The sequence below is a fragment of the Micromonospora chokoriensis genome, assembly GCF_000718555.1.
GTDB classification, from domain to species: domain Bacteria; phylum Actinomycetota; class Actinomycetes; order Mycobacteriales; family Micromonosporaceae; genus Micromonospora; species Micromonospora chokoriensis_B.
Genome location: NZ_JOAN01000002.1, coordinates 426,437 through 447,109 on the forward strand (window position 1 = coordinate 426,437; position 20,673 = coordinate 447,109).

At 70.9% G+C, this 20,673-nt stretch carries 10 protein-coding genes; 4 read left to right on the forward strand and 6 right to left on the reverse strand.

Features of this window, described 5'->3' with window-relative positions; all coding sequences use genetic code 11:
- Together IF46_RS0105210 and IF46_RS0105215 are read left to right on the forward strand one after the other, a co-directional pair.
- Positions 1-1,227 (forward strand): MFS transporter, encoded by a 1,227-nt coding sequence (locus IF46_RS0105210; RefSeq protein ID WP_084597766.1) that lies wholly within the window; start codon positions 1-3, stop codon positions 1,225-1,227.
- Positions 1,224-11,741: a non-ribosomal peptide synthetase/type I polyketide synthase gene (locus IF46_RS0105215; protein ID WP_157562599.1), complete on the forward strand. Its 10,518-nt coding sequence runs from the start codon at positions 1,224-1,226 to the stop codon at positions 11,739-11,741. The genes IF46_RS0105210 and IF46_RS0105215 overlap by 4 nt, the downstream gene beginning before the upstream one ends.
- 53 nt (positions 11,742-11,794) lie before the next feature.
- Here IF46_RS0105215 and IF46_RS0105220 read toward each other — a convergent pair whose 3' ends face one another.
- The 6 genes from IF46_RS0105220 to IF46_RS0105245 form a co-directional block, all read right to left on the reverse strand.
- Positions 11,795-12,967 (reverse strand): branched-chain amino acid aminotransferase, encoded by a 1,173-nt coding sequence (locus IF46_RS0105220; protein WP_051723666.1) that lies wholly within the window; start codon positions 12,965-12,967, stop codon positions 11,795-11,797.
- A 148-nt stretch (positions 12,968-13,115) separates the two neighbouring features.
- Complete coding sequence (locus IF46_RS0105225) at positions 13,116-13,823, reverse strand: 2OG-Fe(II) oxygenase (protein ID WP_030487127.1); 708 nt, start codon at positions 13,821-13,823, stop codon at positions 13,116-13,118.
- 36 nt (positions 13,824-13,859) lie between these two features.
- Positions 13,860-14,462: a hypothetical protein gene (locus IF46_RS0105230; protein ID WP_198041359.1), complete on the reverse strand. Its 603-nt coding sequence runs from the start codon at positions 14,460-14,462 to the stop codon at positions 13,860-13,862.
- On the reverse strand, positions 14,459-15,223 hold the full coding sequence (locus tag IF46_RS0105235; RefSeq protein ID WP_030487129.1) for an EndoU domain-containing protein: 765 nt from the start codon (positions 15,221-15,223) through the stop codon (positions 14,459-14,461). Before IF46_RS0105235 ends, IF46_RS0105230 begins: the two co-directional genes overlap by 4 nt.
- A gap of 7 nt (positions 15,224-15,230) precedes the next feature.
- Positions 15,231-15,932 (reverse strand): WXG100 family type VII secretion target, encoded by a 702-nt coding sequence (locus IF46_RS0105240; RefSeq protein ID WP_030487130.1) that lies wholly within the window; start codon positions 15,930-15,932, stop codon positions 15,231-15,233.
- 10 nt (positions 15,933-15,942) lie between these two features.
- Complete coding sequence (locus IF46_RS0105245) at positions 15,943-16,263, reverse strand: type VII secretion target (protein WP_030487131.1); 321 nt, start codon at positions 16,261-16,263, stop codon at positions 15,943-15,945.
- A gap of 480 nt (positions 16,264-16,743) precedes the next feature.
- Between IF46_RS0105245 and IF46_RS0105250 the strand changes: the two genes are divergently transcribed.
- Together IF46_RS0105250 and IF46_RS0105255 are read left to right on the forward strand one after the other, a co-directional pair.
- Complete coding sequence (locus tag IF46_RS0105250; protein WP_084597767.1) at positions 16,744-19,179, forward strand: non-reducing end alpha-L-arabinofuranosidase family hydrolase; 2,436 nt, start codon at positions 16,744-16,746, stop codon at positions 19,177-19,179.
- A 140-nt stretch (positions 19,180-19,319) separates the two neighbouring features.
- On the forward strand, positions 19,320-20,648 hold the full coding sequence (locus tag IF46_RS0105255) for a ricin-type beta-trefoil lectin domain protein (RefSeq protein WP_232233939.1): 1,329 nt from the start codon (positions 19,320-19,322) through the stop codon (positions 20,646-20,648).
- Positions 20,649-20,673: the final 25 nt, after the last annotated feature.

Genomic DNA, 20,673 nt, shown 5'->3' on the forward strand with positions numbered 1-20,673 from the left:
ATGCCAACGGAGGTTAGCTCCTCCCCACGGCGCTCCGCACGCGCCTATTTCACGCTCCTGTCTGCCACCTATGGACTGTCCACTTTCGGGAACTTTCTCAACCTGCTGGCGGTGAACCTCTACGTCCTGCACCTGACCGGCGACGCCTTCCTCACCGGGCTGCTCATGGCCGTACGGCTGACGGCGGCCTTCGCCGCCGGGCCGGTCGCCGGGCTGCTGGCGGCGAGGTTCCCGCGCCGCACGATCATGATCCGCTGCGACGTGGCGCAGGCCCTCGCGATGGTGTCGCTGCTCGTCACGCCGGCTTCGTCGCACCGGCACCTGCTGTGGCTGACGGCCGTCGTGCTCGGTGCCGGCAACACCGTCTTCATGGTGGCACTGCGCACCAGCGTGCCCGAGCTGACCGGCGCGGCGGACCGGTCCCGGGGCAACGGTTCCCTGGTGACCGCGCGGGCGTTCGGCACCGTGCTCGGCTTCGCCGCCGCCGCACCGCTGATCGGCGCGTTCGGCTACGGCGCCGCGTTCGCCGTCAACGGTGCCACCTTCGTGGTCTCGGCGATCGTGCTGAGGTGGATGCCGCTGTCCTTCGGCGAGCGGCCCGCCCCGGTGGTCGAGCCAACTGCCCGTCCGAGCCGGGGCCCGCGCGTGCTGCTGCTGGCGTCGCCCGCAGTGGCGATGCTGCTGGCGCTGCGCGGGGTGGAAGGGCTGGCCGGTGCCTCGCACAACGTCGCCCTGCCGGTCTTCGCCGCCCAGCGGGACCCGGCCGCCCCGGCCGTGCTGCTCAGCCAGTTCTGGACCGCGTGGGCGGTGGGCAGTCTCTCGATGAACCGCCTGGTGCAGTGGTGGCTCAAGCGCGGCGACCGGCGGCTGGGCGAGCACGTGTACGCCGGTGCTACGGCGTGCGCGTCGGCCGGTTTCATCGCGGCCTTCCTCGACCTACCGGTCCTCGCGTTGGTGCTGGTCGCGGCGTTCACCGGCTTCGCCGACGGGCTGGGCGACCTCTCCTACGCCACGCTGCTGCAGGCCCGCCCGGCCGTCGAGCGGGCCCAGCTCTTCGGCACGTCGGCGGCGGTCGAGACGCTCGGACTCGCCAGCGGCTCGCTGGGCAGTGCCGTGCTGCTCGGCCAGGCCGCCCCGCTGAGCGTCGTGGCGCTCTTCCACGCTTTCGCGATCGCGGCGGCGGTCGTCTACATCATGCTCGGATCGATCACGGGAGCGAAGCAATGAACGAAGCTTTGTACAGCGGTGCGCCGATCGCCTGGACCGACGATCTTCCGGTCGATGTGGCGGCGATGCTGCGCAAAGCCGCCGAGGATCAGCCCCGCGCCGGGGTCGTCACGGCCTCGGCCACCGGCGCGGCGGAGATGCTCACCTATGCCGAGCTGCTACACCGGGCCCGGCGGGTGCTGGGCGGGCTCGGCCGCCTCGGGGTGCGCGCCGGCGACCACGCCGTCGTGGCGGTCACCGAGGACGCGCTCGACTACCTCACGGCGATCTGGGCCTGCGTGTTGGGCGGCATCCGGCCGGTGCTGGCCCCGCCGACCGCCGAGGCCGCCACCGACCCCGCCGTCCGCACCCTGCTCAGCCGCACGAGCGACCTTCTGGGCGGGCCGCTCCTGCTGTGCGGGGCGGCGGCGGCCGCCGCGCTCGGCGACGAGCTGCGCTGCGCCGACGTCCGTTCGCTGACGGCCGAGCCACCGGCCGACGGACTGCACCGGGCGGCACCGGGCGACGTGGCCCTACTGATGATGTCCTCCGGCAGCACCGGCGTCCCGAAGCTGATCCAGCTGACCCAGCAGGGCATCCGGGAGTTCGTGGCCGGCACGCCGGCGGTCATGCCGCTGCGGACCGGCGACGTCCTGCTGAACTGGCTGCCGCTCGACCACAGCGGGGCGTTCCTGCTCTATCACCTGATGGCGGTCGCCACTGGCTGCACAAATGTGCACGTCCCGACCGACCGGGTGCTGGCCGACCCGCTGCGGTGGCTCGACCTGGTCGCGGAGCACCGGGCCACGCACACCTGGGCGCCCAACTTCGCCTATCGGCTGGTCAGCCGGGAGCTGGCCGGGGCACCGGAGCGGCGGTGGGACCTGTCCTGCGTGCGCACGCTGGTCAGCGGCGGCGAGCAGATCACCGTGCCGGTGATGCGCGAGTTCCTCGGCGCGACCGCCGCCCACGGCCTGCGCCCGGAGGCCTTCCTGCCGGTCTGGGGCATGACCGAGACGGTCACCGCGATCACCTTCGCCCGGCCGGGCCTCGACCCCAACATCAATTCCTCCGACGGTACGGATTTCGTCGCGGTCGGCGCACCGGCACCCGGCACCGTGGTCCGGGTCGTCGATGACGCCGGCGCGGTGCTGCCCGAGGGGCAGATCGGCCACCTGCAGGTCTCGTCGGGCCGGGTCACCGCGGGTTACCTGCGCGCGCCCGAGGCAGACGCACGGGCGTTCACCGACGATGCCGGCCGGCGCTGGCTCAACACACACGACCTGGCCTTCGGCAGCGACGGCCAGATCGTCATGGTCGGCCGGCGCGACGACCGGCTCGTGCTGCACGGCCGCAACCACTTCGCGCACGAGATCGAGGGCGCCGTCGACGGCGTCGAGGGGGTCCGGCCCGGGCTGGTCGCCGCGTGCGGCGTCCCGGACGAGGCGAGCGGCACCGACCGACTCGCCGTCTTCGTCGGCGTCACCACGCTTGACGGTTCCGTCGAGGTGGCCCGGGGCGTCCGGGATCGGTTGTTCCACCGGCTCGGGCTGACTGCGGGCGTGGTCGTCGTGGGGCACTCGTCGTTCCCCCGCACCGCGAGCGGCAAGGTCAAGCGGTCCGCTCTCCGGGACGCGCTGCTCTCCGGTGAGCTGGCCTATTGCGACACCGCCGCAACGCCCGGCACCGGCACCGTGCCGGAGAAGGTGCGGCGGGTCTTCCACGTGGTGGCTGGCGCCCGTGCCGACGAGCGGCTGCCGTTCTACGAGGCGGGCGTCGACTCCGTCGTGCTGGTCCGGCTGCACGCGGCGCTGGAGGACGAGTTCGGCTTCCGGTTCCCTCGCTCGGCGATATTCGAGCACTCCACGCTGCCCGCCCTGGCCGCCTATCTGGCCCGTGGCGAGGAGCGCTCGCCGACCACCGGGCGGGCCGCTGGCGAGGTCCCGGCCGACCGTCGGGTGGCGATCATCGGGATGGCGGCCCGCTTCCCCGGCGCCGCCGACCTGACGGAGTTCTGGCAGAACGTCGCCGCGGGCCGGGTCAGCATCCGGCGCTCCACTGCGGACGGGATCGGCGACTTCGTACCGGCCACCGGCGCGCTTGACGGTGTCGACGAGTTCGACGCGGCATTCTTCGGCATCAGCCCGGCCGAGGCCGGCCGCACCGATCCGGCCCACCGCTTGTTCCTGCAGTCCTGCTATCACGCGCTGGAGAGCGCCGGATACGCCGGGACGAGCGGCCCGGAGCGGATCGGTGTGTTCGCCGGCTCCGGGGCGAACCTCTACAGCGACCCCGGCTATCTCGTGCGGAACGTCCTGCCGGGCATGGGCGACGACCCGCTGGCCGGCATGCAGGCGACGATCGGCAACCAGCCCGACTTCCTGGCCACCCGGGTCGCCTATCATCTCGGCCTGACCGGCCCGGCCGTCGGCGTCCAGACCGCCTGCTCGACCTCGCTGGTCGCGCTGCACCTGGCCGTGCAGGCGTTGCTCGCCGGCGACGCCGACCTCGCCCTGGCCGGCGCGGCGGCGGTGCACGACCCGCGGGTCACCGGCTACCGCACGTTCGCCGGGTCGATCCTGTCGCCGACCGGGCGGTGCCGGGCCTTCGACAGCGGCGCCGACGGCACCGTCGGCGGCAGCGGGACGGCGGCTGTGCTGCTCAAACGCCTCGACCGGGCGATCGCCGACGGCGACACCATCCACGCCGTCATCCTGGGCTCGGCGATCAACAACGACGGTGCCGGCAAGGTGGGTTTCACCGCCCCCGGGGTCGCCGGGCAGGCCGAGGTGGTCGGACAGGCACTCGACCGGGCCGGAGTGCCGGCCGAGACGATCACCTATCTGGAGGCGCACGGCACCGGCACGCCGCTCGGCGACCCGGTGGAGTTGCGCGCGGCGGCCCGGGCCTTCCGGGAGCGCACCGACGAGGTTGGCTTCTGCACGGTCGGCTCGGTCAAGCCGAACGTCGGTCACTTGGACAGCTGCGCCGGCATGGCTGGCCTGCTCAAGGTCGTGCTCATGCTCCAGCACCGGACGCTGCCGCCGCTGGCCGACTTCGAGCGCCCGAATCCCGAGCTGGACCTGGCCGGCGGGCCGCTGGTCCTCGGTGTCGCCGCCCGGCCGTGGACGACCGACGGCGTCCCGCTGCGGGCGGGCGTCACCGCGCTCGGCGTCGGCGGCACCAACGCCCACGTCATCCTCGAGGAGGCACCCGCCCTGCCCGCGCGCACAACGGCCGGCGATGAGCGGCCCCGGCTCGTTCCACTCTCCGCGGCCCATCCCGCAGCGCTGACCGAGCTGGCGAGCCGGCTGCGCGATCGGCTACGGGCCGAGCCCGGCCTGCCGGTCGCCGACCTCGCCACCACCTTGGCCGTGGGCCGCCCCCACCTGCGCCACCGGGCCACTGTCATCGGTACGAGCACGGCGGAGCTGAGCGAGGCCCTGGCCGCCGTCGCCGGTTCGGAAGCCCCCGGATCCGCGCCATCCCTGGCGTTCGTCTTCGGTGGGCAGGGCGGTGACATCGCCGACCATGCGGAGCGGCTGTACGACGCCTTCCCGCGCTTCCGGGCAGTGCTGGACGAGTGCGCGGGGATCTATCGCGACGCGACCGGCGACAGCCTGCTCGACCAGCTGAAGAGCGGCGGCGGGCGGGACACGGCGATCGATCAGCCGGTGCTCTTCGCCGTGCAGGTGGCGCAGGCCGCGCTGTGGCGGTCGTTCGGCACCGAGCCGTCCTTCGTGATGGGACACAGCGTCGGCGAGTACGCGGCTCTGTGTGTCGCTGGCGCGTTCACCGTCGCCGACGGACTGCGCCTGGTCATCGATCGGGGCCGGCTGATGCGCGACACCTCCCCTGGGGCGATGATCTCGGTCTTCGCCGACCGGGACACCGTCGAGGAGCTGTGCCGCGACACCGGGCTCGGGACGGCCGCAGTCAACGGACCACACGAATTCGTCATCGCCGGACCGGCGCACGTCGCGGACGAGGCCGGCCGGCTGCTCGACGAGCGGGCCGTGCCCTGGCAACGGTTGAGCGTCGAGCGGGCGTTCCACACCGCGCTGATGGACCCGATCCTGGACCGGCTCGCCCAACGCGCCGCCGCGACGCCAAGGGCCGCGCTGCGCCTCCCCGTCGTCAGCACCCTCACCGGCCGGGTGATCGACGCGGGCACCGTGCCCGACGCCGAACACTTCCGCCGGCACGCGCGTGAGCCGGTGGCCTTCGCCGGGGCCGTCGAAACCCTGGGCGGCGACACTGTCTTGCTGGACCTCAGTCAGGACGCCGTGCTGACCGGGATCATCGGGCGGGCCCGGCCCGGCGCGCGGTGCGTGCCGGTCGCCCGCAAGGGTATGCGGCCGGTGGTCGCGGCTCTCACCGCAGCCGGGGACCTCTATCGCGCGGGCGTCGAGCTGCGCTGGCCGGAACTGGCCGGTGACGGCCGCCAGGTGCCGCTACCGGGCTATCCGTTCCGGCGCGATCGGCACTGGATGGCCGCCGAAACCCCGGCGGCCGACCCCACACCGGCCGCTCCGGGGCAGGTGCTGAGCCAGATCCTCGGCCTCGCCGCCGAGCAACTCGGCCTCGATCCGGCGGGGGTCGACCCGGCGCGCACCTTCCTGGAGCTCGGCGCCGATTCACTGAGCATGCTGCGGGTGGTGCAGCAGGTACGCCACACGTTCGGGACGAACATCGCCGTGCGCCGCCTGTTCTCAGACCTTGCCACCCCCGCCGCCCTGGCCGCCGCGATCGCCGCCGATGCCGCAACCCGCCCCCGCGACGAGCCCGTCCTGACCGCCACCACCGCGTCCGCTCCGCTCGCCTACGCCGCAAAGCCGGCTCCGGTCCCGGTGGCCACTGCCCCGCCGGCCCAGGAAACACCGCCGGCCCAAGACATTCCGCCAGCTCAGGACTTTCCGCCAGCCCAAGCCGTTGCCCCGGCTCACCAGACGCCCCCGACCGCGGAGATCGCCACCGTCCTGAGCGACCAGCTCGCCGTCGCCGGCAAGCTCGTCGACAGCGTCACCTCGTTGCTGCAGGACCAGCTGCGCATGCTCAGGCAGACACAGGTCACGCCGGAGCGCCCCGCCCCGGCAGCCATGCCGGTCCAGCCGCTCGCCCCGGTGCAGCAGCGGCCTACCACCCCGGCGCAGCGGCCCACGCCGGTCGAGCAGCCCACCACACCGGTCCCAGCCGGTGCCGTCGACTTCAGCCTCTACTTCTTCGGCGACTATCCTGACCAGGACAACGCCGACAAGTACGGTGCCATCATCGCCGCCGCCCGGTTCGCCGACGAACGCGGCTTCCACGGACTGTGGATGCCCGAGCGGCACTTCCACTCCTTTGGCGGCCTCTTCCCCAACCCGGTGGTGCTCGCCGCCGCGCTGGCCCGCGAGACGTCGAGAATCCGGCTCAACGCCGGCTCGGTCGTGCTGCCCCTGCACAATCCTTTCCGCGTCGCCGAGGAATGGTCGGTGGTCGACAACCTGTCCGGCGGCCGGGTCGGTCTGTGCCTGGCGAGCGGCTGGCACGCCAACGACTTCGCGCTGATGCCCGATGCCTACGGCCGCCACCGCGAGTTGATGTACGAGCACCTGGACACCGTGCGAGCGCTCTGGTCCGGCAAGGCCATGCCGGCCGTCTCCGGCACCGGTGAGCAGGTCGAGCTCCGCGTCCATCCGCGTCCGCTGCAGACCATGCCCCCGCTGTCCGTGGCCGTCGTCTCCAACCCCGACAGTTACCGCGCCGCAGCCAAGGCGGATCTGGGCGTGGTCACCAACCTGATGACCCAGACCGTCGACCAGCTCGCGGCGAACATCGCCCTCTATCGCCAGACCCGCGCCGAGCACGGGCTCGACCCCGCCGCCGGCCGGGTGGTCGTGCTCGTGCACACCTATCTGGGCACCGACCACGACCAGGCGCGGGCAGAGGCGTACGGCCCGTTCATCGCCTACTTACGCTCCTCGGTGTCGCTGTTCGGCCAGGTGACCAACAGCCTCGGCCTCTCGATCGACGACGACGTCCCGCAGGAGGACCTCGACTTCCTGCTGCAGCGGGCCTACGAGCGCTATTGCGCCGAGCGTGCGCTGATCGGCACCGTGGAGAGCACCGGCGCCACCGTCGACCGTCTGGTCGCGGCCGGCGCGGACGAGATTGCCTGCTTCGTCGACTTCGGCCTGCCCGCTGACCGGATGCTGGCTTCACTGCGCCACATCGACGAGAGCCGCCGCCGCACGGCGACGGCGACGGCGACGGCGACGGCGACGGCGACGGCGACGGCGACGGTCGAGTCCTATCCGCTGTCGGCCGCCCAACGCGGCATGTGGTTCCTCGACCGGACGCACGCCGGCACCGACAATTACTACGAGCCCAAGGCCATCCGCCTGGAGGGCCCCCTGGATGCCGACCGGCTGCGCTGGGCGCTGAACCGAGTAGTCGACCGGCATGCCCCGCTGCGCACCGTCTTCCGAAAGATCGACGGTGAGCTCCGCCAGGTCGTCCACCCGGCCGTCCCGATCGCCTGCCCGACGCGTGAGTTGCCGGACCTGCCCGAGGGCCAAGCGCTACGCGAGGTGCTGCGCGAGCTGACCGCCGAGCCGTTCGACCTCGCCGCCGGCCCCCCGCTGCGCTGCGTGCTCGTCCGGTTCGGCCCCCAGCGGCACCTGCTCGTGCTCAGCGTGCACCACATCGTCTTCGACTCGTTCTCGACCGCGGTGCTGGTGCGCGACCTCGCCGCCTACTACCGCGGCGGGCCCGGGCAGCCCGACCCGCTCGCGCCGCTGCCGATGACCTATCCGGAGCACGTCGTGGCCCGGGCGGTGACCGACGAGCAGGCCGCGCGGTCCCGGGCCTTCTGGCAGCAGACCCTCGCCGAGGCACCGTCGCTGATGCTGCCCGCCGACGGTGAGCGGTCGGCGGGCGCCCGGGGCGCCTCGCTCATCCGGGAGTGGGACGCGCGGTTGTCGGCTGACGTCCGCGACCTCAGCCGCCGGCACGGCGTGACGCCGTTCATGACGCTCTTCGCCGCGGTCGCCGGGGTGCTCGGCCGATTCGCCGGCCAGGACGACCTGGTGCTCGGCACCGCGCTGACCAACCGGCCGCCGGGCACCGAGGACCTGATCGGCCTCTTCATCGACTCGGTGCCGCTGCGCCTCGATCTCGGCGGCGACCCGACGCTCGGCGACCTGGCCGGCCGGGTGCGCGAGGTCAGCACCGCGGCGTACGAGCACGCCGGCATCGGCTTCGCCGAGATGGTGACCGCAGTCAACCCGCACCGCGAGCCTGGCCGCAATCCGCTGTTCCAGGTCATGGTGGAGTTCGAGAACGGCATAAACCCCGACTTCGATCCGGCCGGCGTGCGGGCGACCGTCCTCGACGTGCCGCTCGACCGCGCGCCGCTCGACCTGATCTTCTATCTGTCGCAGCACGCCGACGGCTTGCGCTGCGTGGTCGAGTACGACGCCGGCCTACTCGGCCCGGAAACGGTCGATGCCCTACTGCGCTACGTGGAGCTGACGATCAGGCGGGCGGTCACCGATCCCGCGCGTACGCTCGCCGCGCTGACCGCCCCCGACGAGGCCGACCGGGCCCGGCTCGCCGCGTGGTCGGGGCACCCGGACCCGGCGCCGCCGACCCGCCTCGACCTGCTCGTCGAGGGCCAGGTCCGGCGGACGCCGGACGCTGTCGCCCTGCTCACCGACGACGGCACCGTCACCTATCGCGAGCTGGACCGCCGGGCGAACGCCCTGGCCTGGCACCTGCGCGACGCGGGCGTGCGACCGGAGGACGTGGTCGCGGTACAACTGCCCCGGGGCGTCGATCTGATCGTCGCCCTGCTGGGTGTCCTCAAGGCCGGCGCAGCCTATCTGCCGCTCGACCCGGCCGTGCCGAAACCCCGCCGCGCCTTCATGACCACGGACAGCGGCGCACGCCTGGTGCTCACCGAGGTGCCCGGCGACGATGCCCGCGCGGACCAGCCACCACCGGTCCGGCGAGACCCGGACGGATTGGCGTACGTCATCTACACCTCCGGCTCCACGGGCACGCCCAAGGGGGTGGCGGTGCAGCACACCGGACCGGCCAACCTGGTCGCCTACTATCTGCGCACCCGGCCCGCGCTGCGGACCCTGCAGTGGGTCTCGCCCAGCTTCGACGTCAGCGTGCAGGAGATCTTCACGACGCTGTCGTCCGGGGCCGCCCTCGTGCTGTTCCCCGACGAGGCCCGCTACGAGCCAGCCGAGGTCGCGGCCACGATCCGTCGGTACGGAGTCGAGCGGCTGTTCATGACCTTCACCGCGCTCAAATACCTGATGGAGACCCGCCCCGAGCTGCCCTCCCTGCGGGAGATCGCCGCCGCCGGCGACCAGATGATCCTCACCCCGGCGCTGCGGGCGTTTCTGTCCGGGCACCCCGGCTGCGAACTGCGCAACGAGTACGGGCCAACGGAGTCCTCGATCATCGCCACCATCCACGAGGTGGACCCGGCGGACGGCGACCGCCCGCCGATCGGGCGTCCAGTCGACAACGTGACCGTCCACGTGCTCGACGCGCGTGGCCACCTGCTGCCGCCCGGCGCGATCGGCGACATCCGGCTCGGCGGCCGGGGCCTCGCTCGCGGCTACGTCGGGCGTCCGGACGAGACGGCGAGGGCGTTCGGAATCGTGCCGGCGCTGCCCGGCGAGCGTCTCTACCGCACGGGTGATCGGGGACGCTGGACCGCCAACGGCGCGCTGGAGTTCCTCGGCCGGGCCGACGACCAGATCAAGATCCGGGGTTTCCGGGTGGAGCCGGGCGAGGCCACCACCGCGTTGCTGAGCATGCCCGACGTGCGGGACGCGGCCGTGCTGGCCGGCACCGACGCCCGCGGGGAGAGCTGCCTGGTCGGCTACGTCGTACCGGAGGAGACCGGGCCGACGCCGACCGCCTCGGAGCTCGCCGGACGGTTGTCCCGATCCCTGCCCGGCTACCTGATTCCCGCCGGCTGGGTGTTCCTCGACCGCATCCCGCTGACCGCGAGCGGCAAGCTGGATCGGGCCGCGCTGCCGGCGCCGCAGACGCCGGACGACGGCGCGGACCGGGCCACGCCCGGCACCGCGCTGGAGAAAGCCCTGCACGACTTGTGGTGCGCCGAGCTGGGAACCGGCCCGGTCTCGATCGACACGTCGTTCTTCCAGCTGGGCGGTCACTCGCTCACCGCGGTGGGGCTGGTCGGCCGCATCCGCGACGAGTTGGGCGTCGAGCTCGGCATCCGGGATTTCCTGCGTACGCCGACCATCCGCGGCGTGGCCGGGCAGCTGTCCGCCAACACCGCACCAGCCTCCGGCACCCAGGAACGCCTCTGGGACCTACACCGCGTCACCCCTCGCCCGGCGGTCTTCAACGTCGGTCACCGCATCGACGTCGACGGACCTCTCGACGTCGACGCCCTGCGCTCGGCGCTGATCCGGCTGGCCGAGCGGCATCCGGCCCTGCGCACCCGCTTCGAGGGCGGCACGGAGCTCCGGCAGGTCGTGCTGCCCACCCCCGATGTCCAGCTGACCGTGGTGGAGGCGGACGACGACGCCTGGTGCCAGGACGAGGTCGACCGGCCGTTCGACGTGGCGGGCCGGCCGCCGTGGCGGGTCCGGGTGGCCCGGCGGAGCGACACCCGGTGGACGATCACCGTGGTGCTGCATCACCTGATCTGCGACGGATGGTCGATGGGCGTGATCTGGCGCGACCTCTCCGCCCTCTACGCGGGTTCCGCCGAGTTGGACCCGGCGACGTCCTATCAGGACTACGTGACCTGGCGGCTGGCCGAGTGCGAGGCGAACCGCAGCCGCCTGGTCGACTTCTGGCGCACCAGGCTGTCCGGTGTGCCGCTTCGCCTGCCGCTGCCCGGCGACCGCCCCCACCCCGAGAGGCCGTCTGGGCAAGGCGCGCTGCACCACGTGACGCTCTCCGCCAGCACCGTCGAGCTGGTTCAGGAGGCGACGAAGGCGCTGGACGCGACGCCCGCCGCCCTGCTGACTGCGGCCTTCGGCCGCTGGCTGGGCGGGCTGTGCGACCGCGATGCTCTGGTGCTCGCCGTCTCCAGCGCCAGCCGCGTGCGGCCGCAGCACGCCTCGGTTGTCGGTGCGGTGGGCGAGGCCCTGCTCGTACGCCTGGACCTGCCCGCCGCGACCACCTTCGGCGACCTGGTCGATCAGGCCGGCGAGCGCATCTTCGAGGCGCTGGATCACCACCTACTCCCCCTGCGCGACGTCGGCCGTGCCGTCGGCGAGGAGATCGTCACCCCGCAGATCCTGTTCACGGTCGTCACCACCCCACCGCCCACTGTGGATTTCCCGGACGCCGCGACGACGGTGCGGGGCATGGCGGTGAGCGGCGTCGCACGCACCGAGCTCTACGTGGTGCTCGTCCCCGCCGAGGACACCATCACCATGACGATCGAGTATTCGACCGACCTCTTCGACAAGCGGACCGTCGCCGCGTGGGCGGACGCCTTCCAGGCCACGCTGGCCGAGGCGTGCCGACGCACGATCGGCCCGCTTTGATCAGCCTCGGCGAAGATCTGCAGAAACTCCGGACGACGAACCTACCCTCGGGCTCAGCAGACGCGTTCGAGGGAGGTGGGGCCTTCCGTCGGCCCGCACACCGTGCGCAGCCAGCCCAGGTCGTCGGGACGACGGCCGTACTGGATGCCGAGCAGTTCCTCACGCAGCCGCATGGTGACCGGGCCCGGGCGGCCGTCACCGACCGTCCACCCGCCGTCGGCGGCGCGCACCTGCCCGACCGGCGCGATGACCGCCGCGGTGCCGCAGGCGAAGACCTCGGTGATCACCCCCGCCTCGCAGCGCTTGCGCCACTGCGCCACCGAGATGCGCCCCTCCTCGCAGCCGAGGCCGAGCCGCGCGGCCAGCCGCAGCAGGGAGTCCCGGGTGACGCCCGGCAGCAGCGTGCCGGTCAGCGCCGGGGTCATCAGCGTGGCCGGGCCGTCGTCGGTGGGCTGCTGGACGAAGCACAGGTTCATGCCGCCCATTTCCTCGACCCAGGTGTGCTCGGCGGCGTCCAGCCACACCACCTGGTCGCAGCCCTGCTCGACGGCGTGGCGCTGGGCCAGGAACGCGGCGGCGTAGTTGCCGCCCGCCTTCGCGGCCCCGGTTCCGCCCGGGGCGGCCCGGGCATACTCCTCGGAGATCCACACCGTCAGGGCCGGCGGCCCCGTCCGGACGCTGAAATAGGGCGATGCCGGGCTCGCGACGACGCAGAACAGATAGCTGTTCGACGGCAGAGTGAAGCCCAGCGTCGGCTGGGTCGCGATCATGAACGGGCGAAGGTAGAGGCTCGTGCCCGCGCCGTCCGGCACCCACTGCCGGTCCTGCCGCACCAGCAGCTCGACGGCCCGTAGAAACGTCTCGACCGGCAGCTCCGGCATCGCCAGCCGCCGCGCGGACGCGTTGAACCGGGCGGCGTTTCGCTCCGGCCGGAACAGCGCGATCGACCCGTCGGGCTGGCGGTACGCCTTCATGCCCTCGAAGACTTCCTGCCCGTAATGAAAGACGGACGCCGACGGCGGCAGGGAAAGATTGTGGAATTCCTCAAGCCGCCCGTCGTGCCAGCCACGCTCGCTGTCCCAGCGCAGCGTGACCATGTGATCCGTGAAGACCTGCCCGAAAACCGGCGCGTCCAGGAATGAGTGTCGGTCCTCGTCGCGCAGGCAATGTCGACTCGGCCGGATCTCGAACTCTAGGATGGCTCCTGCCCTCCCCGGGGGATGCACGGCGGACCGCGCAGACAAGCGTCAACTCACGGTAGGGCGCTGTCGTCGTCGCGCGGTGTCACCGAATTACCCGACGGGGACCGGCCGACCCGGCGGGATCAGAGCGCTGAGCCGCATCGCACCGCTGGACCGGACAGCTCCGCCGGGATCACCTCCGGAAGAGCTGTTCGTCCAGGCCAGCCGGCCGGGCCGTCTCCGGGCAGGACGGCGAGTAGTAGTTCATCGTCACGACAGCGCGCAGGGCGTCGTCGTGCCGCATCGGCTCCACGTAGTGGGCGTGCGCTCGGGCGTCGAAGAAGTAGAGCTGCCCGCGTCTCGGGTAGATGACGCCGCAGTCCGCGTTCACCTCGTCGACGTTGCGCGCGCCTCGGTCTCGGGCCACCACCAGGGCCCCGCCGGTCTCCTCGGACATGTCGGTCAGGTAGAGCAGGCCCTGCATCGGGTTGCTGTCCACGTGGCACGGATAGCGCTCACCGTCGCCGCGCAAGATGTTCAGGCTCAGCGCCCGATTGAGCGTGCTGGTGGTGTGCAGCTCCTCGTCGGCCAACCGGCGGGCCAGATCACGGAACCACCCGCCATACAGCTCGTGGAGCCAGGGCGCCTCCCGGCGCAACTCCTCCCCGCTCACCGTCTCCAGCGAGATCTCGACGTCCGGCACCTCCCGGGCGGTGCTCATGGTGGGACGGAAGCTGTGCCTTCTCGCCGTGCGATGCGCCACGTCCAGCAGCGCGGTGTCCCACCCCGCGGGCAGCACCGAGCCGACGTCGTAGACGTGCCAGTGGAAGGGCAACAGGGCGGGAGGCTGCCACTCGGCGAACGCCTCGGTGGTCGACTTCGGTAGCAAGATCTCGTGCACGGATCCTCCTGCTCGACCTGCTATCGGAGATTCGCCTCAGGCGTGCCAGACCGGGTACGCGGCGGCCAGCGCCGCGGCCTGGTAGGGCCCCCGCGCTGAGTCTTCGGCGATGACCTCCACCGGCCACTTCTGCTTCAGCGACACCCAGAGCCTCGACGTCACGCCCGAGAACGCGGCCAACTCGTCTGTTCCCTCGGCGACCCGCAGCACGTACGTCCACGCCCCCGCGTCGGGTGCGCCGTCGAGCGGGGCACGCCAGGAACGGTGCAGGCTGCGCCCACGCCACGCGGGGGCTTCGGCGGACAGCAGGGCGTCGGCCAGGGCTGGGTCGGGGGCGTTCCCGGGGCCGCCAGGGCTGAACCGGTAGGACGGCGGCGGCACCTCGGCGATGACCGGCACGTCGGCCAGGTCGGGGCCGTCGGGGTCGCCGAGGAAGGTACGCATCAGCGTCTGTTCCTCGATGGTGATGCCGACACCCTGGTAGGCGAGGTTGAGCAGGAGCGCGTCGTCGCCCAGGTCGAACTCACCCGCGGCGTAGTTCTCCCGTACCGTGCCGAGGACGTCGTCGGAGAGCCGGCCGGCAAGCCGGCGACACACCTCGGCGACCGCCGCGTACGTCTTCGCATCCATGGTGTTCATCTCTTCTTGTACTCACCGAGGTCGGTCTTCGTGACGTTGCCCTGGGCGTCCTGGACCACTCGGATGATCCTGTTGCCCTTCGGGCCCTCCCACGTCCAACTGCCGTCACCACCGGCAGCGGGATTACTGTAACGGGGTGGGACAGCGTTCGGGATTCCCTGCGGCGCCGGGTTCGGTGCCGCCGGGTTGCTGATGACCCCGGGATTGTTCGCGTTCGGCGGGTACGCGGTGCGGATCTCGCCGTCGGCGAGCACGGTGGTCTTGACCTCGACGCCGTCGACCACGCCCACGTAGTCGTAGGCCCAAACCGGGTTGCCGTCCGCGTCCTTGGTGGCATAGGGCCCCTTCGCCGGAGGGCCCTGCTGCGTCACCTGGTGCGCGGCGTCCAAGATCTTCGCCTCGTCCCAGCTCGTGGGGAACTCCGTCTTGTTGGAGAAGCCGGTGCCCGCCAGGTGGCCACCCTGCCGGCCACCGTCGCCCTCGATGATGTGTCTTCTCGACGCGTCGCTGTGGTGGATGCCGTCCGCCGTCGGCGGTTGGGCCGGTGCGGGAGGTCGGGTGGGCCTCGTCGGCCTGGTGTTTGTCGGTCCCTGGCCGGCGACCCCGGCCGGGTGCCCCTGCTGCGCCGCCTGGCCGGTGGCCTGTTGGGCGCTGGAGATGCCGTTGCCCGCGTTGATCCCGCCGTAGCTCCTCGGCGGCCTCCCGTTGCCACCACCACCCGTGCCGCCGTTGCCGCCACCGGGTCTTGTGGGCTTCGCCATGGACGCCTTATCCGTTCAGGATGCGGGTGAGGTTGGTCAGGCTCGTGATCAGCGCGCCGACGTACATGAGGATGCGCCCGGCCCACTTGGCGACGGCCGCCACGATCTGGGCGGCGACGACCGGGATCGTGACCACGAAGATGGCCTCCACCGCCCAGACGATCACGCGCGCCACCAGATCGGCGATGAGGTCGCGCACGATGTCGCGGGTGAAGGCCACCAGGTTGCCGGCGCCTTCGGTGGCCGCCGCCATCGCCGCCGAGACCGCGCCGAGGCCACCGAGGGCCTCGACGTTGTGGTCCATCAGGCCGTGGTACGACTGCGCGGCCTGGCCATACCACTCGGGCAGGTCCCCATCGAGGTGCGCGCGCAGGTCGTTGGCCATGCTGTGCAGCTCGGTGGCCATGTTGTTCCAGGTGGCGGCGTGCGAGGCGACCACGTCGGGCATGCCGGTGAGCTGGTCGAGCACCTCCCGCAGGGGCTCGAAGTATTCCATCGCCCACCCCAGCCCGTTGGCCAACAGCGCGCTGAACGGATCCAGCACGGTCACCACGGCATCGAGCCCGAACGCGGCACCGGCCAACAGGTCGTCGACCCAGCCCTCACTGCGGATCGCGTCGACCAGGCCCTCGACGCTGTCGGCCAGGGAGGCGCCCGTCCAGACCTCCCGGGTCGACGTGACGTCGGCAACGAGCGACAAGTCGGTCATCGTGTCGTCCTCACGGGGTCAACTGGCTTCCCACGCTGTTCATCAGGGATGCGTTGTCGCCGTCGACCGCGTCGTAGCCGTCCGCGGTCTGGCGCAGGCCAGCGGCGGCCAGCGTCAGATTCTCCTCGACCTTCGCGAACAGTTCGTCCTGCCGCGCGTGTTTGCCCTCCAGGACCGCGGCGATCCAGCCACACAGCAGCCCGTACGCCGAGTCGTCCCCGGCGATGTGCGCACTGGCCGCCTTCACCGCCGTGAAACGCTGCGCCAGGGCCTCGACATTGCGCGCGTGCGCGCGGATCTCCTCGGCGTCGACCGCGAATCCATCGTCCACCAACGCCGGCCCTCCATGATCAACTCCCGTGGAGTCTAACAAGCAGCGTCCACAGCCCACTCTCGGTCCGCATCACCTGCAGGGACTCACCACCCCGATCCGTAACAGGCCCGAAACTACCGGTTGAAAAACCTGGAATGTTCTGCCAGCCTGAGAGCCATCGACAAGTGTGAACGTTAACAAGATCCTTCCGCACTGGAGGCGCCCTACGCGACGTCAGGCCCACCCGCCCGCCAGGTGACCACGTCCACCACCCAGCGAGCCCAGCGCCCGCAACGACTTCCCGGCGGGCGACCGAACCCACTCATCACACCCATTAACCCGCTGGTCAGCTACCCCGAGCCGACTCTCGTCCGGGCGGACGCGTGAGTGAGTACCGGCCCGCTCGGCCGGACTCGACATCGTGGCCGCCACCAGGCGAGCGAGGGCCTCCCCTGAACAGCGACAGGGATTTCCTAACCCCACCACTGGAGGATCAACATGGTTTCCCGGACCCGTCCCACCGGGCACACCCGACTACGAACACTCGCTTTTTCCGGAACAGCCGCGATAATTCTGGCCCTGGTCGTGTCGCTGCTACCCAATCTCGCCCAGGCCGCCGAGACAACCCTCGGCGCCGCCGCAGCCCAGTCTGGCCGATACTTCGGTGCCGCCGTCGCCGCCAACAAGCTCAACGACAGCGCCTACACGACGATCCTGAACCGCGAGTTCAACAGCATCACGCCCGAGAACGAAATGAAGATCGACGCGACCGAGCCGCAGCAGAACAACTTCACGTTCAGCAACGCGGACCGGATCGTGAACCACGCCACCTCCCGGGGTTGGAAGGTCCGGGGTCACACCTTGGCCTGGTACTCGCAGCAGCCGGGCTGGATGCAGAGCATGGAGGGCACCGCGCTGCGTAACGCGATGCTGAACCACGTCACCCGAGTGGCCAGCTACTACCGCGGCAAGATCTACTCGTGGGACGTGGTGAACGAGGCGTTCGACGACGGCAACAGCGGCGCCCGTCGTAACTCGAACCTGCAGCGCACCGGCAACGACTGGATCGAGGCGGCGTTCCGCGCCGCCGACGCGGCGGACCCGGACGCGAAGCTCTGCTACAACGACTACAACACCGACAACTGGACCTGGGCCAAGACCCAGGCCGTGTACAACATGGTGCGCGACTTCAAGTCTCGTGGGGTGCCGATCGACTGCGTCGGCTTCCAGTCGCACTTCAACGCCAACTCGCCCTACAACAGCAACTACCGCACCACGCTGTCCAGCTTCGCCGCACTCGGGGTGGACGTGCAGATCACCGAGTTGGACATCGAGGGATCCGGCACGACGCAGGCCAACACCTACCGCAGCGTGGTCAACGACTGCCTGGCCGTGGCTCGCTGCAACGGGCTCACCGTGTGGGGGGTGCGCGACTGCGACTCGTGGCGCTCCAGCGGCACTCCGCTGCTCTTCGACTGCAACGGCAACAAGAAGGCCGCCTACACGGCCACCCTGGAAGCGCTGAACAGCGCCGGCCCCGGGCCGACTCCCACGCCCACCACGCCGGGGCCCACCCCCACCGTGCCACCCGGCTCCGCCAGCGAGATCGTCGGCACGCAGTCCGGGCGCTGCATCGACGTACCCAACGCCGCGACCACCAACGGCACCCGGGTCCAGCTCTACGACTGCAACAAACAGACCAACCAGGCATGGACCTACACCTCAGGAAAACAACTCCAGGTGTACGGCAACATGTGCCTCGACGCGGCAGGCACCGGCAACGGCGCGGCAGTACAGATCTACAGCTGCCACAGCCAGACCAACCAACAGTGGAACGTCAACTCCAACGGCACCATCAGCGGCGTGCAATCCGGGCGCTGCCTGGACGCCTGGAGCACCGCCAACGGTGCCCAGATCCAGCTCTACGACTGCCACGGACAGACCAACCAGCAATTCCGAATCGCCTCCGTAGGCAGCCCCACCCAAACCCCGACACCGACGCCGACGACGCCGCCGACAGGCGGGACGTGTGATCTTCCGTCGTCGTACCGCTGGTCGTCGACGGGCGCGCTGGCGCAGCCGAGGTCGGGGTGGGTGTCGCTGAAGGACTTCACCCACGCGCCGTACAACGGCCAGCAGTTGGTCTACGGCACCACCCACGACACCGGAACGACGTGGGGCTCGATGAACTTCGGCCTCTTCTCGAACTGGAACCAGATGGGGTCGGCGTCGCAGAATCAGATGCCGTTCGCCGCGGTGGCGCCGTCGTTGTTCTACTTCGCACCCCGCAACGTCTGGGTGCTCGCCTACCAGTGGGGTGGGCCGGCGTTCTCCTACCGGACGTCGACCGACCCGACAAATGTGAACAGTTGGTCCGCGGCGCAGACGCTGTTCACCGGGAGCATCTCCAACTCCAGCACCGGCCCGATCGACCAGGCGATCATCGGTGACGACCAGAACATGTACCTGTTCTTCGCCGGGGACAACGGCAGGATCTACCGGGCCAGCATGCCGATCGGGAACTTCCCGGGCAGCTTCGGGTCGAACTACACGACGATCATGACCGACTCGACGAACAACCTGTTCGAAGGGGTTCAGGTCTACAAGCTCCAGGGCCAGAACCGATACCTCATGCTCGTCGAGGCGATCGGCGCGAACGGGCGCTACTTCCGCTCGTTCACGGCCACCGACCTGGGCGGTACGTGGACGCCGCAGGCCACCAGCGAGAGCAACCCGTTCGCCGGCAAGGCCAACAGCGGCGCCACCTGGACCAACGACATCAGTCACGGCGAACTGATCCGCAGCAACGCCGATCAGAGCATGACCGTCGACGCCTGCAACCTGCAACTGCTCTACCAGGGGCGTTCTCCCAGCTCTGGCGGTGACTACGGCCTCCTGCCGTACCGGCCGGGTCTGCTGACGCTGCAGCGCTGACGACCGGACAGCGCCGGGGCGGGCGGGCTCGGCACCACGGCGAGCCCGCCCGTCCCGCACCCACCCACCACCAGGAGGTACCGACAGTGCGAGGACCCGCAAACCACCCCCCGGCCTCGGGGAACACCCATACTGGCCGAGTGTCGCCCCGTCTCCGGGCACGGCTGTTCAAGCTCGCCGCGGCCGGGATCGCAGTCGCAGTCGGGTTGTTCACCATCACCGTGGCGACCGGGTCGGCATCGGCCGCCGACAACCCCTACCAGCGGGGCCCGGACCCCACCCGCAGCAGCGTCACCGCCGTGAATGGCCCCTTCGCCAACACGTCGGTAAGCGTCCCGACCGGGTACGGCTTCAACGGCGGCCGGATCTACTACCCGACCGACACCAGCCAGGGGACCTTCGGAGCCATCGCGATCTCGCCGGGTTACACCGCGTTGTTCTCCGCCGAGCTGGCCTGGATGGGACCATGGCTGGCCTCCCACGGCTTCGTCGTGATCGGTATCGAAACGAACAGCCGCAACGACTTCGACACGGCCCGCGGCACCCAGTTGCTCGCCGCACTGGACTACCTCACCCAGCAGAGCCCGGTACGCGACCGCGTCGACCCCAACCGGTTGGCGGTCGCCGGTCACTCCATGGGCGGCGGCGGCGCGCTGAGCGCGGCAACCCGGCGCTCGTCGTTGAAGGCAGTGGTCGGCATCGCGCCGTACTCGCCGTCGTCGAACCTGGCCAACGACCGGGTGCCCACGATGATCTTCTCTGGACAGGCGGACACGGTGGTCACCCCGTCCTACGCCACCGGCCTGTACAACAGCCTCCCGGCCACGACGGAGAGCGTCTACCTGGAGGTCGCCGGCGCGGATCATGGGTTCATGGTCGGGCGGTCGAACCCGGTGATGGTCCGGACCATGCTGCCGTTCGTCAAGATGTTCATCGACAACGACGCCCGGTACAGCCAGTTCCTCTGCCCGCTGCTGGACTCCAGCGGTGTGGTCACCTCCCGCAGCACCTGCCCGTTGCTGCCCTCGACGCCGACCACCCCGACGCCGACCCCCACCGATCCGCCGACCGTCCCACCCGGCTCCGCCAGCGAGATCGTCGGCACGCAGTCCGGGCGCTGCATCGACGTACCCAACGCCTCACGTAACAACGGCACCCGGGTGCAGCTCTACGACTGCAACAAACAGACCAACCAGGCATGGACCTACACCTCGAACAAACAACTCCAGGTGTACGGCACCATGTGCCTCGACGCGGCAGGCGCCGGCAACGGCGCGGCAGTGCAGATCTACAGCTGCCACAGCCAAACGAACCAACAGTGGAACGTCAACTCCAACGGCACCATCAGCAACGTCCAGTCCGGGCGCTGCCTGGACGCCTGGAGCACCACCAACGGAGCACAGATCCAGCTCTACGACTGCCACGGACAAACCAACCAGCAGTTCCGACTCGCCTCCCTCACACGGTGATCACGGCCGACTGAAACGGGCGGGC